Source organism: Lactiplantibacillus sp. ME-2, from assembly GCF_022549155.1.
In the GTDB taxonomy this organism is placed as follows: domain Bacteria; phylum Bacillota; class Bacilli; order Lactobacillales; family Lactobacillaceae; genus Lactiplantibacillus; species Lactiplantibacillus plantarum.
On record NZ_JAKZEQ010000026.1, the window covers coordinates 26,150 to 49,883 of the forward strand.

General features: G+C 46.3%; 19 protein-coding genes. 15 read left to right on the forward strand and 4 right to left on the reverse strand.

Annotated features, from left to right (window positions below):
* Positions 1-11 precede the first annotated feature (11 nt).
* The 13 genes from dnaB (at position 12) to MMY95_RS10300 (ending at position 18,351) form a co-directional block, all read left to right on the forward strand.
* On the forward strand, positions 12-1,436 hold the full coding sequence (dnaB, locus tag MMY95_RS10245) for a replicative DNA helicase (protein ID WP_003641638.1): 1,425 nt from the start codon (positions 12-14) through the stop codon (positions 1,434-1,436).
* Between the two features lie 221 nt (positions 1,437-1,657).
* Positions 1,658-2,881, forward strand: coding sequence for an MFS transporter (locus tag MMY95_RS10250; protein ID WP_003641639.1), 1,224 nt, complete (start codon positions 1,658-1,660; stop codon positions 2,879-2,881).
* Between the two features lie 21 nt (positions 2,882-2,902).
* A complete protein-coding gene (gene proB / locus MMY95_RS10255; RefSeq protein WP_003643611.1) occupies positions 2,903-3,700 on the forward strand; it encodes a glutamate 5-kinase in 798 nt (265 codons plus the stop codon).
* An 18-nt stretch (positions 3,701-3,718) separates the two neighbouring features.
* Complete coding sequence (locus MMY95_RS10260) at positions 3,719-4,957, forward strand: glutamate-5-semialdehyde dehydrogenase (RefSeq protein ID WP_012778280.1); 1,239 nt, start codon at positions 3,719-3,721, stop codon at positions 4,955-4,957.
* Between the two features lie 299 nt (positions 4,958-5,256).
* Entirely contained in the window at positions 5,257-5,385 is a 129-nt protein-coding gene (locus MMY95_RS15970) for a hypothetical protein (RefSeq protein ID WP_016526821.1), read from the forward strand.
* Between the two features lie 33 nt (positions 5,386-5,418).
* A complete protein-coding gene (locus MMY95_RS10265; RefSeq protein ID WP_104795456.1) occupies positions 5,419-7,035 on the forward strand; it encodes a peptide ABC transporter substrate-binding protein in 1,617 nt (538 codons plus the stop codon).
* A 351-nt stretch (positions 7,036-7,386) separates the two neighbouring features.
* Positions 7,387-9,270 carry a 1,4-alpha-glucan branching protein GlgB gene (gene glgB / locus MMY95_RS10270; protein WP_033609716.1) on the forward strand — a complete coding sequence of 628 codons (1,884 nt, stop codon included), beginning with the start codon at positions 7,387-7,389 and terminating at the stop codon, positions 9,268-9,270.
* Positions 9,260-10,399: a glucose-1-phosphate adenylyltransferase gene (locus MMY95_RS10275; RefSeq protein ID WP_241277631.1), complete on the forward strand. Its 1,140-nt coding sequence runs from the start codon at positions 9,260-9,262 to the stop codon at positions 10,397-10,399. Before glgB ends, MMY95_RS10275 begins: the two co-directional genes overlap by 11 nt.
* Positions 10,396-11,568, forward strand: a complete 1,173-nt coding sequence (glgD, locus tag MMY95_RS10280; protein WP_003641646.1) for a glucose-1-phosphate adenylyltransferase subunit GlgD — start codon at positions 10,396-10,398, stop codon at positions 11,566-11,568. Before MMY95_RS10275 ends, glgD begins: the two co-directional genes overlap by 4 nt.
* Complete coding sequence (gene glgA / locus MMY95_RS10285; protein WP_016511086.1) at positions 11,561-13,000, forward strand: glycogen synthase GlgA; 1,440 nt, start codon at positions 11,561-11,563, stop codon at positions 12,998-13,000. The genes glgD and glgA overlap by 8 nt, the downstream gene beginning before the upstream one ends.
* Positions 13,001-13,019: 19 nt before the next feature.
* Complete coding sequence (locus MMY95_RS10290; RefSeq protein WP_241277632.1) at positions 13,020-15,416, forward strand: glycogen/starch/alpha-glucan phosphorylase; 2,397 nt, start codon at positions 13,020-13,022, stop codon at positions 15,414-15,416.
* A 17-nt stretch (positions 15,417-15,433) separates the two neighbouring features.
* Positions 15,434-17,251 (forward strand): glycoside hydrolase family 13 protein, encoded by a 1,818-nt coding sequence (locus tag MMY95_RS10295; protein WP_003643613.1) that lies wholly within the window; start codon positions 15,434-15,436, stop codon positions 17,249-17,251.
* 332 nt (positions 17,252-17,583) lie between these two features.
* Positions 17,584-18,351 carry a Cof-type HAD-IIB family hydrolase gene (locus tag MMY95_RS10300; RefSeq protein ID WP_003641650.1) on the forward strand — a complete coding sequence of 256 codons (768 nt, stop codon included), beginning with the start codon at positions 17,584-17,586 and terminating at the stop codon, positions 18,349-18,351.
* Positions 18,352-18,502: 151 nt separating this feature from the next.
* Here MMY95_RS10300 and pgmB read toward each other — a convergent pair whose 3' ends face one another.
* From pgmB to MMY95_RS10320, 4 genes are all read right to left on the reverse strand, one after another.
* Entirely contained in the window at positions 18,503-19,174 is a 672-nt protein-coding gene (gene pgmB / locus MMY95_RS10305) for a beta-phosphoglucomutase (RefSeq protein ID WP_003641651.1), read from the reverse strand.
* 17 nt (positions 19,175-19,191) lie between these two features.
* Entirely contained in the window at positions 19,192-21,912 is a 2,721-nt protein-coding gene (locus MMY95_RS10310) for a glycosyl hydrolase family 65 protein (protein WP_241277633.1), read from the reverse strand.
* A 387-nt stretch (positions 21,913-22,299) separates the two neighbouring features.
* Positions 22,300-22,509: a hypothetical protein gene (locus tag MMY95_RS10315; protein WP_229103174.1), complete on the reverse strand. Its 210-nt coding sequence runs from the start codon at positions 22,507-22,509 to the stop codon at positions 22,300-22,302.
* Between the two features lie 85 nt (positions 22,510-22,594).
* Positions 22,595-22,750, reverse strand: coding sequence for a pyridoxamine 5'-phosphate oxidase family protein (locus tag MMY95_RS10320; protein WP_236722129.1), 156 nt, complete (start codon positions 22,748-22,750; stop codon positions 22,595-22,597).
* A gap of 197 nt (positions 22,751-22,947) precedes the next feature.
* Here MMY95_RS10320 and MMY95_RS10325 point away from each other — a divergent pair, with 197 nt between their 5' ends.
* Positions 22,948-23,148: a cold-shock protein gene (locus tag MMY95_RS10325; protein WP_003643615.1), complete on the forward strand. Its 201-nt coding sequence runs from the start codon at positions 22,948-22,950 to the stop codon at positions 23,146-23,148.
* Positions 23,149-23,239: 91 nt separating this feature from the next.
* Complete coding sequence (locus tag MMY95_RS10330) at positions 23,240-23,464, forward strand: hypothetical protein (protein ID WP_003641655.1); 225 nt, start codon at positions 23,240-23,242, stop codon at positions 23,462-23,464.
* Positions 23,465-23,734: the final 270 nt, after the last annotated feature.

Here is a 23,734-nt window from a genome sequence, read left to right on the forward strand (position 1 = left end):
ACGGATCACAAATGAACAACGATGTGCTGGATCAAACCCCACCACAAAATATTGAAGCTGAAAAGGCAGTCTTGGGGGCTATTTTCTTAAACAGTGATGCCCTCGTGGAAGCGATGGAGTTTGTCGAAGCGCAAGATTTCTATCGGCGCGCACATCAGATCATTTTTGCCAGCATGGTGACTTTAAATGACCGTGACGAGGCTATTGATGCGGTGACCGTTAGTGATTTATTAACGGCCCAAAATCAATTGGATGATGTTGGTGGGATGAGTTACATTGCTGAATTAGCTGGGTCCGTACCGACTGCGGCTAACGCTGGCTACTATGCTAAGATTGTGGCGCAAAAGGCGACGGTGCGGCGGTTGATCAAGACGGCCACGGAGATTACGCAAAAGGCCTATACGGAAAATGATGACGTGACCACGTTATTAGATGACGCGGAACGCGACATTATGAACGTGTCTGAACAGCGTAATCAGAGTGGGTTTAAGTCGATTTCAGATGTGTTGAACGCGTCGATTGAAGAAATTGACCGCTTGTATCAAAATGATGATGACATTACCGGTTTACCGACTGGTTTTGCGGAGCTGGATAAAATGACCGCCGGCTTACAACCGGATAATCTGATTATTTTGGCTGCCCGGCCAGCCGTTGGTAAGACAGCCTTTGTCCTGAATATTGCCCAAAATGTGGCGACTAAAACGGATACGACAGTGGCCATTTTCAGTTTGGAAATGGGTGCCGAATCCTTAGTCAACCGGATGCTGTGTGCAGAAGGTAGTATTGACGCTGGGCATTTACGGACGGGGCAACTGAACGAAGAAGAGTGGGAACACTTGGTGGTTGCCATGGGGAGTTTGTCTAAAGCTAGTATTTTTATTGACGATACCCCCGGAATCAAGATGTCAGAAATCCGGGCCAAAAGTCGCCGCTTAGCGAAAGAGCAAGGTAACCTCGGCTTGATTGTGGTCGATTATTTGCAACTGATCGAAGGTAGTAACACAGAAAGTCGGCAACAGGAAGTTTCCGAAATTTCGCGGCAAATGAAGAAACTGGCTAAGGAACTAGGTGTTCCAGTCATTGCCTTATCACAGCTATCTCGTGGTGTTGAACAGCGTCAAGATAAGCGGCCAGTGCTTTCCGATATTCGTGAATCGGGTTCAATTGAACAAGATGCTGACATCGTTGCCTTCCTATACCGGGAAGATTATTATGATCGCGAAGGCGGCGACGATGATGATGGCGGTAATTTTGGTGGCGGTGGTGACTTTAATGGCGGCGATCCGCGGGACGAAGATGCTTCTGAGGATGTTGGTGAAGTTGAAGTGATTATCGAAAAGAACCGTGCTGGGGCGCGGGGAACGGTCAAACTATTATTTGTGAAACCATTTAATAAGTTCTCCTCAGTCTCTTATGCGCAGGATCCCCAAGCTTAATTGCAGTCGATCAATAAATTTGTTATCAAATTCCTCTTAAACTAATTAAGAGGAATTTTTTGTTTATCACGTGCCGAGGCTACTTGTTTTCCGCCAATTGGTTGGGCTGATGCACCAATTTGGCCGTGATAATAATGAGTTAGTGAGATAAATGTCCCTGTTATTTTAAATAAACTTTGCTATGATGAAAAGTAGACAGATTTAATAATGGTGGTGATGGCGTGGCACAAAAGCAACTCATTAAAACGCCGTGGCTAATTGCCGGGCAGTTTATGAATAACATTGGTATGAGTTTCATTTGGCCGTTAACGACGATCTACATGCACAATGTGTTAGGTAAGTCGTTGACGGAGACTGGAATTGTCCTGATGCTCAATTCAGTTGCCAACGTTTTGGCAAGTACGATTGGTGGGCGTATATTTGATCGAGGTAATCCTTATCACCTGTTACTGATGGGAATCACGTTGAATGGCCTCGCGAACTTTGCTCTGATCTTTTTTCATGGATGGCCGTGGTATCCGATGTTGTTAGTCGTGACCGGGTTTGCTAGTGGCTGGCTAAATACGATGTTTAATGCTTTGGCTGCCAGTGTCCCCCGCGATAAAGTGCGGCGAACGTTTACGTTGATGTATCTCGCTGCCAATCTCGGAGTTGTCTTCGGCACGATGCTGGTTGGTATCGTGTATAGCATGGGGATGGCCTTGCTATTCTCGATGACCACGAGCCTCTTCGTGATTTTCTTGATTATTGCATTATTTGAATACAATGTGGATTCGTCGAACGTGACCGGGGTTGATCCGCGCCAAGGACAAGATGTGCACTTGCCACGGGCCAATTTTCACATTGTCTGGACCTTCTTTATTAGTTTATTCATTATCTGGTTGCTATACGAACAGTGGGTCAGCAATTTATCCGTCTACATGACGAATTTGGGGATGCCGCTGCGGAATTACAGTTTTCTATGGACAATCAACGCGGGCTTACTAGTCCTTATTCAGAGTATTTTAAGTTTGCTGGGGAATCGGATTAAAAATTTATATAATCAATTTTTCTTCGGCATGCTATTCGTGGGCTTATCATTTCTATCACTTGTGATTGCGCATGATTACCCACACTTTATCTTTGCCATGATTTTATTGACGATTGGTGAAGCAACTTGGTCACCAGCCATGCCAACACTAGTGAGTCAGTTATCACCAGTTAGTGCTAAGGGGCGTTACCAAGGACTAGTACAAGCCTTTTGTGCGTTAGGGCGCTCGCTAGGGCCGTTATTTGGTGGTGTGATTATCGATAATTGGTCTTATAAGGTGCTGTTTTTGTTGGCATTTGTGGTTTTATTGATCGTGTTGGCAGTTAATATCGGTGTCGTTCACTTTAATTTACGCAAGGCCGTTAATTATATGAAGACGGACGTTCAGACCGATGTTTCACGTGAAACAAAATAATTAGAGAAGTTGGTGGCAGTAGTGAAAGTGATACGAAAACTAAAGGCTAAACGAGTCGTGATTAAAGTCGGGACAAGCACGCTAGTTTATCCAGATGGATCGATCAACTTACGGGCAATCGATCAATTAGCCTTTGTTATTAGCGCAATGCGACACCGTGGGCGTGAAGTTGTCTTGGTTTCGTCAGGGGCTATTGGTGTTGGCTTGAATTATATGGGACTCAAGCAACGTCCAAAAGCAATTCCTGAACAACAGGCGATTGCGGCGATTGGGCAAACTGAATTGATTTCGATTTACAAAGAACGTTTCGCCATTTATGAACAAAAAATTGGCCAGTTGTTATTAACACGTGATATCTTTGTTTATCCTAAGAGTCACCATAATGTGTTGAATACATTTGAGGCGCTATTAAAACAAAACGTGGTCCCAATTGTTAATGAAAATGATACGGTCGCGGTCGATGAATTGGATCATGAAACAAAGTTCGGTGATAACGATCAACTATCCGCAATCGTGGCCACGAATATCGGGGCGGATTTGTTAATCATGCTATCCGACATCGATGGCTTTTATGATGGTAATCCCAATGCGGATGCCCGAGCCCAGTTATTAGGGCACATTGAGAAGGTTGATCAACATACTTATAAGCTAGCTGGCGGTAGTGGCAGTCGGTTTGGTACTGGTGGGATGGTCACTAAGCTAAAAGCGGCAGAACGGATGATCGATGCGAATGGTCAAATGATTTTAGCCAATGGTGCGGATCCCACAATTATTTTTCAAATTTTAGCAGGCGAACCAGTCGGAACGCTATTCGGTTAAGTTGGGGAGGTTATCAAAATGGTAGATTTAGAACAGTTGGGTCAGCAGGCTCAACAAGCTAGCTATACGCTGGGGTTACTTTCAACGGCGCAAAAAAATCAAGTGTTGACCGCAATGGCAACGGCGTTAACGAGCCATCAAGATGAGATATTGGCAGCTAATGCGCAGGATTTAGAGAACCCGCAAGTACCAGTTAAGTTTGTTGACCGGCTCCGGCTAACAGCAGACCGCATCCAGGATATGGCGACCGGACTCAAACAGGTCGTGAGTTTGCCAGATCCAATTGGAAATGTGGACCGCGCGTGGCGCAACGAGGCCGGGTTGATGATTGCCAAGGAACGGGTACCACTAGGTGTTATCGGCATGATTTTTGAAGCGCGCCCCAATGTGACGGTGGATGCATCAGCACTGTGTTTTAAAACCGGAAACGCTGTAATCTTACGTGGTGGTAAGGAAGCCCTTCACTCTAATCAAGCACTTGTCCAAGTCTTACGTGGTGCATTACGGGCCGAAGCGGTCGATGAGAATGCGATTCAACTGATTACGGATACGTCGCATGCGACTGCGGCTAAGTTCATGCAGCTCACTGATTACGTGGACGTCTTAATTCCACGCGGGAGCGCCCGTTTGATTCAAACGGTGTTGGCTAAAGCAACGGTACCCGTTATTGAAACGGGAGCCGGTAATTGTCACGTATATGTGGACAAAGACGCGCAATTGCAAATGGCAACCGATATCGTGATCAATGGGAAAGTTCAGCGACCATCGGTTTGCAACGCCACTGAAAAGCTTCTAATTCATCGTGAGGTTGCGGCCGATTATTTACCTAGCATGATTCAGGCACTTCGTGAACAAGGCGTAGAAGTACGCGGGGATGCCGCAACTCAAGCCATTGTTCCTGATGTGGTTCCAGCAACGGATGCGGACTGGGGAACGGAATATAATGATTTAATTATTGCAGTGAAAGTTGTTGATTCAGAAGCAGCAGCCATTACGCACATCAATCGTTACAATACCCAACATTCCGAAGCTATTGTGACGGATAATTATCAAGCTGGGAAGCTCTTCCAGCAACGGGTCAACGCAGCGTGTGTTTATATCAATGCTTCCACCCGGTTTACGGATGGCTTTGAATTTGGGTTTGGCGCTGAAATCGGGATTTCAACGCAGAAGTTACATGCTCGCGGTCCGATGGGATTAGCGGAATTAACATCTTATAAATATGTCATTGATGGCAATGGTCAGATTCGCCATTGATGAGCAAGTATCGTTATTAGTCATTATATCGGCTAATAGCGATTTTTTTATTGCCGATTGGGGGGACAAGTGTTTATCCGATTTTTGACTTCTTGATTTGATAACCCACCATAGCCGGTCTAGTTTTAAGCTCGCGTACCATACGTTTGGTTCAAAAGCAGCAAGCTGGTTTCGGCCTGAATAGTGAAGGCATAATACCATGGTGACTTAGAATGTTGAGCGAAACTTTTAGTTGACAGATGTAAACTTAAAAGCTAATCTTATCTTAATTAGTTTTTAATCTAAGGGGAGGAATCATGATGATGAACGCAGGATTGCAAAACGTTATTGTAGTCGTGAAAACCGGTAATTACCGGTTTACCACGGATAACGGAGGCTTACCGTTGATGTGTTGTTGTCGGCGCCAATCGAAGTATCGTTGCCAGTAACCGACATCATCGTTAAGTTAGGAGTCATCATTCATGAAAAAAAGAATATGGATCAGCAGTATTGGTATTGTAGCCCTAGGATTATTCTTAACTGGCTGCGGTAGCCAGCAGAGTAGTCAGCAGAAGACGTTGAACGTAACGGCGACCCAGTCGATTGCGACCGCTGATCCTAATAAGGCCGACGATATCGCTAGTCAGGCCGCTATTGCTCAGTTTATGGAAGGCTTGTATACAACTAATCAAAAGGGGAAAGTCGTGCCGGCAATTGCCAAGAAAGTCGTCAAACCGACTAATAATGGGAAGACTTATACCTTTAATTTGCGGCACAATGCCAAGTGGTCGAATGGAAAAAAGGTCACGGCCGCTGACTTTGTTTATTCCGTGCAACGCCAGGTCGATCCGAATACCAAGTCACAGGAAGTCGGACACGTTGCTGAAATCAAGAATGCAACAGCAATCACGGCTGGTAAGAAGGCGGTGAAGACCTTAGGCGTTAAAGCGTTGGGTAAGTATAAGTTACAAATTACATTGCAACAGCGCGTGCCGTATTTTAATTATCGGCTAGCCACAGAGATCTATCCGTTAAACAAACAATTTACTGAGAAATACGGGAATAAGTATGGGACATCGGCACAGCGAACGCTCTCTAATGGTCCCTATGTCTTGAAGAGTTGGAATGGGACGAATGACACGTGGAAATATGTGAAGAACCCGTATTATTATGACCGTAAACAGGTCCGAATCAAGAATATTAAGGTGCAGACGGTCAAAAATAACAGTACGGCCGAGAACCTCTTCCAAAGCAATGAGGTCCAAGTCACCCAGATTACGGGCACCCAAGTATCGGCAGCTGAGCAAGGGTCACTAAAAAGTCAGATGAAGGTTACGAAGTTAAATCAACTCTACTTCATGTTGTGGAACCAGAAGCGCTCAGCATTGCAGAATACTGACTTGCGGCGTGCTGTGAGTTACGCTTTGAATCGCCAGTCATTGGTTAAGAACGTTCTCAAAGACGGCTCAGTAGCGGCGACGTCATTAGTTCCTGCTGGCAATACCAAGAACCCGACAACAGGGAAAGATTTTAATACGGATACCGGAAATTTGTATCCATACAGTCCAGCAAAGGCTAAACAGTATTGGCAGAAGGCTCAGGCGAGCTTAGGAAAGCAAAAGTTAACACTGCAATTATTGACGAACGATAATGATATTAATAAGTCGGTGGCAGAATATATTCAAGCTGCAATTGAGAAAAATCTTAGTGGTGTCACGGTCAATGTCAAGTCAGTACCACTGACAAATGAGATTTCAACTTTAAGCAAGGGTGATTTTGACTTTGCCACGTTGTCGTGGTCGAGTGATTTCCAAGATCCAGTTGATTTCTTGAATAAGGCTTCGATAACTAATTCTGTCAACTTTGGGAAGTTTAACAATGCGAAATATGAGCAATTAATCTCGACGATTACGGCCGATAAGCAGTCAACTAAGGCCCGATATCAGACGATGCAGCAAGCGGCTAAGCTAGTCGCTCAGCAACAGGGGGTCACACCGATTTATCAAACTGCTGCTGCTCACTTGATCAGTAACAAGGTTGGTGGGGTTCACTTCACATTGTTGCGAGACGCCCTTTATCGCTATGCCTACTGGAAGTAATCAGTCAGATAAATATTATTAATTTGATAGAAATGTAATTGAATAAATCAACTAGCCCGAAAAAACGCGTTTTTTCGGGCTTTTTTTGATGTTTTGGCAAACGGCGCAATAAAACGGATAACCACGGGCTTAACTGTGAATAGTTGTCCTGAATCAGTTTGCAGCGGTCTGGGTGACTAGTCATAATAATCGTTATCTTTTAGGGGTTTGTGCCCTGTTTGATCACTAAGTAAGGCGACCTTATCAAGGATAGGCAAACACCCTGTCACCTTCTTATAATAAGATTAATTTTATAATCTGCTCAGTTAATCACATAGGGGGTGTGATGCTTTGGTTAAACAAACTACGGAAATGAATGATGCAAGTTACTTATTTAATACCGGCGCAGGATTTAATAGTCAGGATTACTTAGGCTGTCATTTGGGCGCATCTGGTCGGGCGGTATTTCGCGTCTGGGCGCCGCATGCTAAGGCTGTCGGGGTTGTTGGCGATTTTAATGACTGGCAACCAAGCGCACTAAAGTTATTAGGGGCGACGGGGATTTGGCAAGGACAAGTTCCGAACGTTCATGCGGGTCAGTTATACAAGTTTCAGATCACAACACCAACTGGCCAAGTGCAACTAAAGATTGACCCGTTTGCACAACAGTTCGAACGAAAACCGGGGGATGCGGCCGTAGTTGTTGAGCCGATGACGATGCGTTGGCACGATAGTTTGTGGCTAGCTCGCCGGAAGAAGTCGCGCGCTGCCAATCGGCCAATTAACATTTATGAGGTGCACTTAGGTTCGTGGCGCCGTCATCTTGATGGTAGCTACTACACTTATGCGGAATTAGCCGCTGAACTGATTCCCTATGTAAAACAACGGGGCTATACCCACATTGAATTAATGCCCGTGATGGAACATTTGTTAGATGCGTCTTGGGGTTATCAGCAATTAGGGTATTTTGCGCCAACCAGTCGTTTTGGCAAGCGTGACAGTTTTCTCAGCTTTGTTGACCAGTGTCACCAAGCGAATATCGGGGTATTCGTTGATTGGGTACCGGGTCACTTTATTCGCAATTATGATGCGTTGTACCAGTATGATGGTACGCCGACATTTGAATACGCTGATCCTGAGCGCGCGAATAACCGTCGTTGGGGGGCATGGAATTTTGATCTCGGTAAAACACAGGTTCAGAGTTTTCTGATTTCAAGCGCCGAATATTGGCTCGACCAGTGTCATCTAGATGGCTTGCGAGTGGATGCTGTCTCTAACATGTTGTATTGCGACTATGATGAAGGGCGCGAAGGGCAGGTTAATCAGTATGGGGATAATCGTAATTTAGAAGGCATCGCCTTTTTACAAAAGTTGAACACCACGGTCTTAACCCACCATCCCGATATCTTGATGATTGCGGAAGAGTCGTCCGCCTATCCGCAGGTTACGGGTTCGGTGGCCAATGGCGGATTGGGATTTAACTATAAGTGGAACATGGGGTGGATGCACGATACCCTGGATTTCTTCATGATGGATCCGTTATATCGGCACGACCACTTTAATCTACTGACATTTGCATTCGTGTACATGTTCGATGAACGGTTTATTCTACCGTTTTCACATGATGAAGTCGTGCACGGCAAGAAATCATTAATGCATAAAATGCCGGGGGACCGCTATAATCAGTTTGCAAATTTGCGGACGATGCTAACTTATATGGCTGCCTTCCCAGGAAAACAACTGAATTTTATGGGCTCAGAGTGGGGGCAGTTCCTAGAGTGGCGGGACTGGAGTGCGTTGGAATGGGTTGACTTAAAGGATGATCTCAACCATCGGATGCAACAGTTCACAACGCAACTGAACGCGGTCTATCGGCACAATCGGCCGTTGTGGGAGCAGGACGATGATCCTGCGGGGATTATTTATACACATACCGATGATCCTGACAGTTCGACCATGGGGTTTATCCGGCAGGCCAAACGGAAATACAGTTTTGTGGTCGTTGCTTTCAATTTTGTTCCTGTTGAACGTCAAGATTACCGTATCGGCGTACCGTATCGTGGCCGTTATGAGTTGTTACTCAACACTGAAGCGCAGGCTTTTGGCGGCACGTGGACAAAGCTAGAAACAACGTTTACGGCGGTCGATAAGCCGTATCGGGGGCAACCAGCTAGTTTTACCGTGACCTTGCCGGCGATGGGTGCATTGTTGATTCGACCAGTTAAAGTGATAGGGGGAGTTAAGCATGCAAGATGAAATGTTAGGTATTATTTTAGCGGGCGGTCAGGGCACCCGGCTTGGTAAGTTGACGAAGGATACGGCTAAGCCCGCCGTGCCATTCGGCGGTCGTTATCGAATTATTGATTTTACACTCAGCAACTGTGCTAACTCGGGTGTGAATACCGTTGGGGTTATCACGCAATATCAACCCCTAGAACTGAATGCACATATTGGTAGCGGTGCGAGCTGGGGCTTTGATAGCTTAAATGGTGGGGTGACGGTTTTACAACCATACTCGTCTAGTGAAGGTGAGAAGTTCTTTCAAGGGACGGCGCACGCCATTTATCAAAATATCGAATATATTGATCAACAAGACCCCAAGTACCTGCTCGTCTTATCTGGCGATCATATTTATAAGATGGATTATGACGCTATGCTGAAATATCATCAGGAGAAGAAGGCTTCGTTGACCGTTGGGGTGATCCACGTGACTAACGAAGAAGCCAAACGCTTTGGCATGATGAATACGGATGCGACGGATCGAATCATTGAGTTTGAGGAAAAACCGGCACATCCTAAGAGTGATAAAGCCTCGATGAGCATTTATATCTTCAATTGGCCGACTTTGCGGGATTACTTAGTTAAGAGTTATGCTACCGATAAGTCACTTGAAGACTTTGGTAAAAATGTCATTCCATCATACTTAGCCAATAATGAATCCGTTTACGCTTATGCTTTTAAGGGTTACTGGCGAGATGTTGGAACGATTAAGAGTCTGTGGCAAGCCAATATGGAATTCCTATCGCCCCATAACCGGTTAAATATCGGCGATCGTTACTGGCGGATTTACTCTAAAGCAGAGGTGCTACCACCGATGTTTTTGACGGAAACGAGCCAGGTCAATAATGCCATGGTCGTTGATAGTTGTTACGTTGCGGGCGAAATTGATCATTCAATCTTATCGCAACGCGTGTCAGTTGGGATGGGTAGTCGCGTGGTTGACAGTATGATTATGCCCGGTGCAACGATTGGAAAAAATGTGGTGATTGACCACGCATTGATTGGCGAAGATGCAGTGATTGGTGATGATGCCCAGATTATTGGTACGACTGATAAGATTGCAGTTGTTGGGTATCACGAAACGATGGGGGTGGAACAACCATGAGACGTGAACAAGTGAGTGCCATTATTAATTTACTGGAACCAAGTGACGCGTTACAACCATTGACTGCAGTTCGGCCAGTTGGAATGTTACCCTTTGGTGGTCGTTATCGGTTGGTTGATTTTCAATTATCGAGTGTCATCAATGCGGGGATTCAAAATGTGATGGTGACGGTCCCGCGGTCAGGGCGTTCCGTGGCTGATCATTTGCGTAGTGGGCGTGACTGGAGCCTGAACACAATTCGCGGCGGCCTATTCTTGTCCCCATACAATGACTTGAAATTAGTGGCGCCAGAAAAGAAGGCCGCATTACTGCACCATTACTATGATAATTCGATTCAGTTTCTGAAATGCAGCCAGAGTGAGTACTCGGTAGTGATGAGTACTCGCAATGTTGGTAATATTGATTTAAAGGCGCTACTACGGTATCACGAGGAACGTAACAGTCCCGTGACGGCGGTTTATAAGCGCGTTGATCCAGCTAGTTTGATTCCCGAAAATACAATCTTACAATTGACTGCTAAGGGAGAAGCAACGGCGGTCGTTCCGATGAGCAAGGCCAAGATTAGCCCGAAGACGAAACAAGTTGCCAAGAGCATGGCTATTTACTTGATGAGTACGGTCGATTTAATCGAATTATTGCAGTCGGCCAATCAACGGGGTGACATGATCAGCCTAGAGGAATTGATGCGGCAAGCAGTCATCCAACATAACGCTAATGCTTTTGAATATACGGGCTTTCAGGCGAATATTCATGATATCAACAGCTACTTTGCGGCCAATATGGCCGTTTTGGATGAAGCTAATTTCCGAGCGTTATTCTACAGTTCGCGCCGTATTTACACCAAGGTCAAAAATGAAATCCCGACGTTCTTTGCGACTGGTTCACAGTGTCGTGATAGTTTATGTGGTACTGGGGGCTATATTGAAGGGCAACTTGACCACTCCGTCATCTTTCGGGATGTACTGATTAATCGTGATAGCCAAGTTAAAAATGCCATCATTATGCAGGGGGCCCGGATCGGTGCCGGTTGTAAGTTAGAAAACGTCATTATCGATAAAGACGCCGTAATCGGGCCCAACCTAGTGCTTAAAGGAACTTCAACGACACCGTTAGTCATCAGCAAAGGGCAGCACGTTTTTCAACAAGCGGAGGTGGCTGTGCATGACTAGGGTATTATTCGCGGCGGCAGAAGCGGCCCCTTTTTATAAGACTGGTGGCTTAGGCGATGTTAGTATGGCGTTACCGCGCGCCTTGCAAGCGGAAGGAATTGAGACGCGTGTAGTGATTCCGTATTACCCTCACCAGATGCCGACCGAATATCAGCAGCAGTTAGTGCCAGTGACGCATTTTACTGTTCAAGTGGGTGAACATGCGATGTATTGCGGTATTAAAACTCTGACAGTCGCGCACGTTCAGTATTATCTAATTGATAATTTAGATTATTTTGGCCGTGAAGGATTATATGGTTATTGGGATGATGGTGAACGCTTTGCCTTCTTTCAAATGGCCGTTTGTGAAATGATGGAGCGGATCGATTATATCCCTGATATTTTACAACTCAATGATTGGCATACAGCGTTTATTCCTGTCTTGCTAGCTGAAAAGTACTATTGGATCGAAGCGTATCGTGATATTAAAACGGTGCTGACGATTCATAACTTACAGTTTCAAGGTGTCTACGATCCGATTATTTTGGATAGTCTCTTTCGAATCGGAACTGAGACCTACACCGAAGCCGGCGTGGCGTTTTACGATCAAGTGAACTGGCTGAAGGGCGGTATTAACTTTGCAGATGCCGTTAATACGGTGTCACCGACCTACGCACAAGAGATTCAAACACCAGCTTTTGGGGAACGTCTCGACGGGGTACTGCGGGCCAATCGGTACAAACTGAGTGGGATTCTTAATGGCATTGATATGCAATTATACGATCCCGCAACCGACCTGGCACTAACGGCGAATTATTCGGCTAAGAATTTGAAACCTAAGCGTCAGAATAAACGTGCTTTACAGCGCCGATTAGGGTTGCCTGTCAAAAACGTGCCGGTATTGGCAGTCGTTTCTCGGTTAACGAAGCAAAAGGGTATCGACCTCTTGCTGGATGCATTGAATCCATTCTTGCAGCAACAAGATGTGCAACTCATTGTTTTGGGAACGGGTGACCCAGCATTGGAACGCGCGTTACGCACCTATCAGTCGGCGTATCCGCAAAAGGTGGTCGCCGCGATTCAATTTGATACGCAGCTAGCTCAGCAAATCTATGCGGCCAGTGATATCTTTCTTATGCCTTCTGCCTTTGAACCGTGTGGCTTGTCGCAGATGATGGCGATGCATTACGGGACGTTACCGATCGTGCACGCGGTCGGTGGGTTGCGGGACACGGTCATTCCGTACAATCGCTATACCGATCAGGGAACCGGCTTTAGCTTTGACGACTACCAGCCAGCGGTTCTACGTAAAATTATGGTTCTAGCCGTGACCTTATATCGGCAGCATCCACTGGTTTGGCGGCAGCTGCAGCACCAAGCAATGACTTGTGATTTTGGCTGGGAACATTCTGCACAGCAGTACCGTGCGACTTATCAGAAGCTAATGCGTTAGGTTTGATGGGGGTGTGAATTTGAAATTAACGTGTGCGCAATTTAAAAAGGACTTTCTAAGTGAAATTGAGACCTTGTATTCAACATCGCTGAGTGACACCTCGACGATTGGGCAATTTATTGCACTGGGACAGCTAGTTCGGCGCTATAACAGTCAGAGTTGGACACGAACAGCTAAATTTTACCGCGATCATCATCAGAAACAAGTCTATTATTTTTCCATCGAGTTCTTGCCGGGACGCTTACTCGCTTCTAATTTGTTGAATCTCAACTTATTGACGACGGTAAAAAAAGGGCTAACGGAATTAGGCTTAGACTTTGAGACAATCAGTCAGGCTGAACCTGATCCGGCGCTTGGTAACGGAGGATTAGGTCGGTTGGCAGCCTGTTATATGGACGCGATGGCTAGTTTGAAAATTGCCGGCAACGGTAACGGCATCCGCTATCGTTACGGCTTGTTCAAACAAGTTTTCATGGATGGCTATCAAGTAGAATTACCCGATGATTGGCTCCATCATGGCAACGTGTGGGAGACCCGGCGCGATAACAAGAGCTGCATTGTCCAGTTCGGCGGCAATGTGTGGTTACAACCGCAAGCGGATGGTAGTTTACAACCGCAATCTGAAAATACGGAAGACGTGCTAGCGGTTCCTTACGACGTTGGTATCGTCGGGTATCACAACGATATTACGAACACCTTGCGTTTGTGGTCCGCGGAGTTACCACCCAGTGCGACCTATTCTTCGCAGGATCAGCGTGATCGAATCAGTGAGATTACCAAGGTCTTGTATCCTGACGATTCTAACTCGGCCGGGCAACAACTGCGTTTACGCCAAGAATACTTTTTCTCTTCTGCGGGTGTTCAAAGTATCGTGCGTGATTTTTGTGCGACGCACCATGGCATCAAATTGTTAGGCAAAAAGGTCGCGATTCACATTAACGATACGCACCCGACGCTGGTGATCCCTGAGATGATGCGGCTATTAATGGATGAACATCACTGTTCATGGGAAGTTGCGTGGACGTTAACGACGCAAGTCATGAGTTACACGAACCATACGATTTTACAAGAGGCCCTCGAGACTTGGCCAATCGATATGTTTAAAAACCTGCTACCTCGGATTTATCAGATTATTGCGGAAATCGACCGGCGCTACCGGGAACAACAAACGCCGATTTTTGGCAAAGCGCTCGTTGATCAGACGGCGCCTTTAGGCAACGGACAAGTACGGATGGCCTACCTAGCTGTGATTGGGAGTCACAGTGTGAACGGTGTCGCGCCACTGCATACGGAATTACTGAAAACGGATGTGTTACGGGGCCTGTATCAAGTTTATCCGGAGCGGTTTAATAATAAGACGAATGGCATTGCAACCCGGCGGTGGGTTCAATTGGCGAACCAACCACTAGCGCAACTGATTGATCAGACGATTGGTTCGGACTGGCGGCGGCAACCAGATTTATTACAGACGCTACTGCCGTATCAACAAGATGACCACTTTTTGTATCAGTTAGGTCAAGTTAAACTGACTAACAAGCAAGCTTTAGCCGCGTACGTTCAGCGTACTATGGGGATCAAGATTCGCACCGACGCGATTTACGATGTTCAAATCAAACGGTTGCATGCTTATAAGCGGCAACTCCTACACGTCTTTGAAATCTTGCGCGAGTATTTTGCCATTAAGGATCATCCGCAACAGCCAGTCGTGCCGCGAGTACACATTTTCGGTGCCAAGGCGGCTCCTAGTTATCACTATGCCAAGGCGATTATCAAACTTATTAATGTCGTCGCTGACATGGTGAATCAGGACCCGGCGATTGGTGATCGGTTAAAGATCGTCTTTATTCCGAACTACGGGGTCTCCATTGCCGAACTGATCATTCCCGCCGCCGACGTTAGCGAGCAGATTTCAACGGCCTCCAAAGAAGCGTCGGGGACTAGTAACATGAAACTGATGGCCAACGGTGCATTATCATTGGCAACGTATGACGGCGCGAATATTGACATTATGCAAGCGGCGGGTGCTGAAAATGAATATCCGTTTGGGCTTAAGGTCAATGAAGTGTACGACTATTACCATCGCGGCAACTATCACGCCGCTGACTTTTACGATGCTGATCCTGAATTAAAACGGCTCTTAGATAGTTTGATTGATGGCACGATTCCGGGAATTCCAACGGTTGGTCGGGAAATCTATGATTCATTACTGCGGTATAACGATGAATTCTTTGTCTTAGCCGATTACCGGGCTTATGTCACCCAACAACAGCAGATCAGTCGTGATTTTCAAAATCAACCCACTTGGCAACAGCGCTCGTTAGCCAACATTGCCGCTTCTGGACACTTTGCCGCGGACTTAGCAGTGGCGCGGTATGCTGACGATATTTGGCAAGTGTCCCACGAACGACTGAATTAAGAAAGGAAGGGTGACGGATGCAGGTAACGTATAACTCATTTTTACCCACGTATAAGACGCCCTTTGGTGCCGTGACCCGCCAGACACCCGTTCAATTCACAATCAGTGTTCAGACAGTAACGCCGGTTAAGCAGATTGATTTATGCGTGGCTCATGATGGTCAGTGGGATGATGAACAGGCCTTACCGTTACATCCAATCAGTCCCACAATGTATACGGCCACGTTTATACCGACCCAGGTTGGCCTGTACTTCTACTATTTTCGGATTGAAACGGCGACCATGACCGCTTATTATGGTTGCGTTGATGGTGGTTATGGTGGCCCGGGCGTTCAATACGTCTTGCGCGAGCATGTTCAAATGTATCAATTGACAATCTTGAAAGCAGTAGAAACATTGCCACAATGGTATCGTGAAGGGGTTGCTTATCAGATCTTTGTTGACCGCTTCAATAATGGCAACGCGGATGGCCACGTTAATGCGCCCAAGCCAAATAGCTTTATTTATGGTCAACTAACGGATCGCCCACTATACGTGCGTGATGAACACCGGGCGATTTTACGCTGGGATTTTTACGGTGGTAATTTGCGCGGTATTAGTGCTAAGATTCCATATTTACAGCGACTCGGTGTGACAATTATTTATCTGACGCCGATCTTTGAGGCCAGCAGTAATCATCGGTATGATACGGGTGACTATCTGAAGATTGATCCGGTCGTCGGCGATTTGACGGACTTTGATAACCTGGTCGCGGCCGTACACCGGGCCGGTATGCGACTGATCTTAGACGGTGTTTTTAACCATGTTGGTGTGGATTCTAAGTATTTCAATCAGGCGGGCCATTACCCGACGGTTGGGGCAACTCAGTCGACCACGAGTCCGTACTACCCGTGGTTCACATTCATTCATTATCCCCACGATTACGATAGCTGGTGGGGCATCCGTGATCTGCCGACAGTTGATAAAGACGATCCAACATACCGCGATTTTATCTTTGGTAAACCCGATTCGGTCATTGATTATTGGACGCAACGCGGTGTGGATGGCTGGCGCCTAGATGTCGCGGATGAGTTGCCAGACGATTTCATTGCTGGAATTCGACGGACCCTTGACCGTTATCCGGATAAGGTTTTGATCGGTGAAGTTTGGGAGGATGCCTCTCATAAATTAGCGTATGGGATGCGCCGGCACTACTTAGAGGGCGGCGGCTTACAGGCTGTCATGAATTATCCGCTCCGCCGCTTGATTATTCACGTTTTAAACGGCACGCTAACACCGGCCGAATGGTGGCGTGAACTAATGACCCTCAAGGAAAATTATCCCGCTACGACGTTTCGCTTTAACTTCAATAACATCGGTAGCCATGATACGCCCAGAATCCTGACTATGTTAGCCGAAGATCGCCAACGCCTACGTTTGGCCGTCCAACTACTCTTGACGCTTCCAGGTGTACCGTGCCTGTATTACGGTGATGAGGCGTTGATGATGGGGGGGAAAGACCCTGATAACCGTGCGTTTTATCCGTGGCAGGACGCAGATCAGGCGCAAGTTCAGTTTGTCGCTGACTGGGCGAATTGGCGTCAACGGCACCCGTGGTTAAACACAGCCCACTTTGTGCCGTTTTACTTGGCAGATTATGGCATTGGCTACCTTTATTGGCAGGCTGATCAAACCGTGATGGTGATTGTCAATGTGACTACTGAACCGCGAACCATGACGAGTCACGATTTAAAGTTGAGTGGTGTGCCCATAAAATTAGCACAAGCGATTCAACGCTGCCTTGTGACGCAGACGCTGGGTGGTGAACAGTTGCGCCTTATTGAAAACTTTACCTAAATTTTACAGGAACTTGATGATTGTTAGTACGGTTCAGCCGTATAGTATAATTGTACTTTTTAATAGCACCCCGCTATTGATTATGTATTACGAAGTACTCATCGATCCTTAATGAGACGTAGGCACATTAGTGCGTGGCTTTCCTTGATTGGCCACGCATTTTTGTGCGCTTATAAGCAGAATGTCTGCGTTGTTCAGACGAGGTGCTTATAATAAAGGTAAACACTAAAGCACCTTTTCGGATGGTTTTAAATAGACGTCATCACGAAGGTAATTAGTGTATTGGTGGCGCTGGTTATTGGCCAGTGACTGATTAATTAGGGGGTAATTGGTTGTACCAAGCAGTAGTGTTTTTTGATTTGGATGGAACGTTAATGCAGGACGATAAGACGGTTGCGGCCAGCAGTGTGCGGGCAATCCAGCAATTACGAGCTAACCACGTCCTACCCGTCATTGCCACGGGTCGCAATGTATTCGAAGTTCAAGACGTGATGACAACGACGGGGATCGATTCAATCGTCAGTGCGAATGGGAGTTACGTCGCGTATCAAGGGCAGTTTTTGAGTGCGCACGAACTGGATAAGGAGCTTTTGACCGATATTACTCATTTTGCCAATCGCCAACAGAATGCGCTAGCTTATTATAATAACGCCGGTTTTGCGTTAAGCCATCGTGATGCATTGACAACCAGTAATTATCGGGCACTCAGACAGACGGCCCGGGTCGCACCGCACTTTTATGAACATCAACATATTAATTTCTTACTGACGTTTGATCCGTTGAATGCGGCGCAATATCGGCAGCGATATCGAGGCCGACTACATTTTGTTCGTAATAATCCGCGTGCGCTGGACACTATGCAATGGGGCGTCTCCAAGGCGGTTGGAATTCAGGATATCTTAACCAAGGCGCATTTAACTAAGGTACCGACCTATGCGTTTGGTGATCAATTAAATGATATTGAGATGTTCCGAATGATCCAGACACCGATTGCAATGGGCAATGGTCATCCGCAGGTCAAACAACTCGCGCGGTACGTGACCGCTGACAACATGCACGGCGGGATTGCCCAAGGATTGCAACATTTTGATTTGATTTGAGAATTGACAGCTAGTCTGATAATTATAAGCTTCCAGTGAGCAGTCCAACTGGTGAGATTAGCGACTGGCTTAAACAAAACAAACCGGATTTGGTAACCATGACGTGGTCGCCAAATCCGGTTTGTTTTGTGATGAGTTTAATGGAAATACGTTAGTTTAGTTGTGCCTTAATATTGGCGAGTGTGAGCTGAGTCGTATCGGTAAAATTGATATCTGCCGCCGCTAAAACGGTCGGGTCACCAATACCGATGGCAGTTTCGCCAGCGCCTTTGATCGATTGTACGCCAGCCGCCGCGTCCTCGACACCAATACAGTCAGCTGGATTAAGGCCTAAAATCTCAGCACCGCGCCGAAAAATCTCGGGATCAGGTTTACCGTGTTTGAGACTAGCGGGGTCGACGGCCTTCGTAAAGTAGTCACTAAGACCGAGTTTACGTAGCACAAGCGGAGCATTTTTTGATGCTGAAGCGAGTGACAATGCGTAGCCAGCCGTTGTTAATTCAGTCAAAAAGGCGGTGATGCCTGGTAGAATGTTGGCTGGGGTCATTTGGTTAACGAGCTGCAAATAATTGGTGTTCTTTTCCGTAGCTAGCGCTTGTTTTTGGGCCGGTGTGAAGTCATTTTCTCGGTGCCCTTGAGCTAGAATGAGGTTGAGTGAATCCATCCGACTGATACCTTTGAGCGCGTCAGCTAATTGATCATTCCAACTGACCCCGACTTTATCGGCGATCTGGTGCCAAGCTTGGCTATGAAAAGTAGATGTGTCCGTGATAACGCCATCGAGGTCAAAGACAAATCCCTTGATTGCTGCAAATTTAACCATGTTGATTGCCTCCTAGATTAATCGGTATAAGTGACGGAAAGTGGTTTCTTAGCTTGTAATTGGTAATGCTGTTTTCCAATCATAATCGTGCTGGGTTGGTCCGCAGTGACGGTTACCCGTTGATGATCGATAACGAAAACATAGTGAACACCCCGAAAGAGATGCTTGAATTTCAATGTTTGCCAGTGTTCAGGTAGCCGTGGGTTCACCTGTAAGTGGGCACCTAGTGGATTGACCCCGCCAAAGTTCCGTGTCGTCAGGTTTAAGGTCGCACACATGACGCCGAGGTGAATCCCTTCAGCGGTCGTCCCACCTTGAATGTCGTAATAGTCGGATGCGAGGGCCTCTGAGAAAAGCTTCCAGGCGTCATCGTCATTATCGTCAAGCTGATTCAAAACGGCGTAAACGATCCGCGAGAGAGTGGAACCATGCGTTGTGCGCGCTAAATAGTATTGAATGTTATGGGTCAGATACTCTTTAGGAAGTTGATATCCCATTTTTTCAATAATCTTCTGAACAGTTGTGACATCGAAGTTATAAAAGGCCATCAAGGCGTCTGCTTGTTTGGCCACTTGGTAAGCATCGGGTGTCTTAGACTCTGCTTTCAAGATCCGGTCCATCCGGGCGATGTCACCGTACTTTTGCCGGTAAGCTTGAAAGTCAAGCGTCGGTAGGTTGAAGTACCCCTCAAATTGAGCAATGATTCCCCGACGGTTGATTTCAAGTGTTAATTGATGACTGATCGTCGTTAACGCTTGCTCAGCCGTTGAGTCAAATTGTGCGGCCTGAGCTGCCGCTTGAAAAGCAGCTTGGGGCATCTGCGCCCGAAGCGTGGTAATCGTGTCAAAGAGCCACGCAACCATGATATTGGTATAGGCGTTATTCTTCAATCCAGCGGTCGTGCTGTTTGGATAGTTTTCATGGAATTCATCTGGTCCCATGACCCCACTAATGTTATAACGGCCATTAGCTTGGTCATAATCTGCTTTACTGATCCAAAAGGCTGCGATCGATAGCAACATTTCCATACCGTAATGAGTTAAGAAATCACGGTCCTGAGTAACGTGGTAGTAAAACCAGACGTTGTAGGCAATATCTAACGAGACGTGTCGCTGGAGCCGGCTATTATCTGGATCCCAGGTTTTAGTAATGGGATTTAAGTGAGTGAATTGAGATTGTTCATCACCCTTGGATGCTGATTGCCAGGGGTACATGGCTCCCGCGTAGCCTTCTGCTTCGGCATTTTTACGCGCCATTGGTAGTCGCCGGTAACGATAAGCTAAGAGTTGTTTGGCTAGTTCCGGTCGGTGCAACGTGTAGAATGGTAAAATGAACATTTCGTCCCAAAAGACGTGTCCCCGGTAAGCTTCTCCGTGGAGCCCCCGAGCACCAACGGAAGCGTCTAATTGGCCGCTTTCAATTGCGGCAGCAGAAACGAAACTGTGGTAAATATTGACGCGCAGTAAGCGTTGGCTTGTAATATCGCCACGGATCTTAATATCTGTGGCTCGCCAAGTCGCTTCCCAATAGTCCTTGCTAGTGGTTACCGTATTGTCAAAACTGGACTGGTCGAGCTCGGCTTGGACGTGGGTCAACTGGGGATCACTATGGTCATTACTAGCTGCAATAACGACGTTCTTATCGAAGGTATACGTTTTACCAGCTTCTACCGCCAGTGAAACGGTTTGCTGAACGCCCTGAGGTTGTTGCGTGCTATTAAAGTTCTCAATTGCAGGAACGTCTGGGCTAGTTAGTTTGGCCCCAATCGTGTAATTGATATGTGATGATTTGGTCTGACCAGAAAGGTAGACGGTATTAGCAGCCGTTTCGATGCCCATAGTCTTCAGATGATGCTGATCGAAGACGTTATAGCGGCTAACGTTGCTATTCACGACGCTACCGTCGATTTCGGTATAGATTTGTAGACTACCCGCAAAGTTGAGTGGGGTGACTTGGTAACGAATGCTGTAACGGTGCCAATCACGCATGTTGGCGACTTTCTGCGACCGGATTCTGAGTTGATGTCCGGAAGCGAGCTGAATCAATTTAGTGGTCGTCAAGAGTCCCGTTTTCAAATCAAGGCTCCGATAAGCATCTTGTAAATCATGTTTGTTGAGTGTAAAGGGAGTCTGATGATCAATACCGAAAGTCATGAACTGAGCGTTCGGTAAATTGACTAAATCTTCATTCTTCACTTGGTGGTCATGAACAGTCGTGGTGGTTTGATCATAGACCCCGGCAACGTATGTCCCAGGATAATTGTCCTTGTCGGCGTGACTTTCCAAAAAGGTGCCCCGTAGACCAAAATAACCGTTACCAATGGTCAACATGGCTTCTTGACCATTATTACGGACACCGTGGTATTGGCCGTAGTAATCCAAATGCCATTTTAAATAGGCACTTTTAGCTTTAACTGCGGCTACTAGTCCAAGTTGATCAACGGCAGCTTGGCTAACGACTGGGATATTAAGCAAATTAGTCAAAGCTAGCCCGACATCAATGCGATCATAGTTGACACCGACGATTGTGTCTGAGAATGGATAGGACAGTCCGTTTTCAAGAATAGCAGCATCGAATTGAAGTCCGGCTAAGCGAACCTTGATGTTCTCTAGATTTTCACCAATTGTTTGGTCAGAATTATAGGCAATCAGGTAATGGGCCGTTGCGGCTTGCCCCGATACTGGATGATAAGCGATATCCATCGCGTCATTTTCAATTCGCAATCTAATAAGTTTCATAAGTCCACACTCCTTAGTTCGGTCATTAAAAATTGCAATAAGTAATCCTAAATATAAAAATATTAACCATAACTACAGCCTAGTCTCTTTTTACAAGACTCGCAAATATTGGTGATGAAAGTAGGGGCTGACGAGGTTGAAAGTGGCGTTGTTTTCGAAGGTGAATGAACAAAGTGTTCTGGCTTGTGCTGATGATACTTGGTCTTTGATGCACGTCCGGAATAGTCGGACGTGCTTGCATTAATAACTGGTTTGAAAGTGATATCACGCTTCGAGCCATGCTAGTTGTTGGGTGACCAAAGCACGAAGCGCCACAACTAGAATTTGCGTAGAATCTAGTCGTGGCGCTTCGGTTGTGTCTTTCTGAGAAGGCCCAATTTGTAACGGCTAATCTAAGTGAGCGGGGCCGTCAGTGGGCTGATCAACGAGTTCGAGATGGTCGATCGTCATCATCTGGCGAATCTTGATTGAACTTGTCTGAAACCTGAGAATGACGGGGTCTTTGTAATTTAGTTGCTGCTGAAAGTCCGTTAGTTCAGCCCGCCAATCTTGTTCAAAAACGTTGGTACCGACTAATGAGAGTTTTCCCCGAAGCATAATTGACGCATAGTCTGACAGTTGGTAATAGAATAAACTAGCTTGACGCCAGTTTTGAATGTTCTGCGTTGTTGAAGTTTGACGACTAGTTATAGAAGTAAAGTTCTTCTAGGCTCCGTTTGATAGGTAAGGGACTGAGCGCTACCATGGTCGGAAAGCCGTCCGCATCAACAGTTGCTAACGTGAAGACGGGGGCGGTTTGGATCATATGTAGGGCTGCCTGACGAGTCGTGTGTTGCATACTTAGTCACCCCTTTACACCTCAGTATGCAGGAATCATGGGGGAAAGTCATACGTTATGCACACCGTTTTCAGCGATTAAAAACTAGGGATGTGATATACTTAAGCCACTTAACGCGTGGAACGTTATGATTGATTGGCGCTCCCAAGGTTAACGATGTTGTTACTGCAGTCAGTTCTGAGAGGACTTATCTAATAATGAAGAATGGTACAGTAAAATGGTTCAATGCGGATAAAGGGTTTGGTTTTATTACGGGTGAAGACGGTACCGATGTCTTTGTTCATTTTTCAGCGATTCAAACTGATGGCTTTAAAACCTTAGATGAAGGTCAAAAAGTAACTTATGATGAAGAACAGGGCGATCGTGGCCCCCAAGCAACGAACGTTCAACCACAATAGTAACTGTTGGGCCGAACCATTATCATTAACTGGTTCGGTTTTTATTTGAAGTGACGGGTTGTCAGCTAAACAAGAAAGCTAAGTGGTCGGAATGGATTTTGTAGATGTTTACGGCATTAAGCATGAGAATTGTACGTTAGTTGCACCTGCGCGTGAATATCAGCGGGTCGTTATTTTTATGGACGCATTGGGCCGGCGCTTTGTTGCAATGGGACCGGATCCACAACCAACTAAATATGGAAGTAGTAGCCAACATTGGCATCAAGCACAGCCGAGTGCAGCTCCTGAAGGTTATTTCCATATTGATCAAGAATAACCCTAGCAATTGAGTTACTTAGCTACGCTGATGGTAAACATTAGATCGTTAGAAAAAGCCCCAGGGACGTCATACGCACTTTGCGTTGTGCTTCCTGAGGCTTTTTTGTAGGAATAAAAAAATCAGCTTTCACGGTGGATTATCACGGCGTGAAAACTGATTAGTGTGGTTATATGATGGGCAGTCAGGGGTTTGAACCCAACTGAAACATAAACGCTATTAAACCAGTGCTTATGCGGTGTTTCACGTGAAGCTTTTTACCCTTGGCTT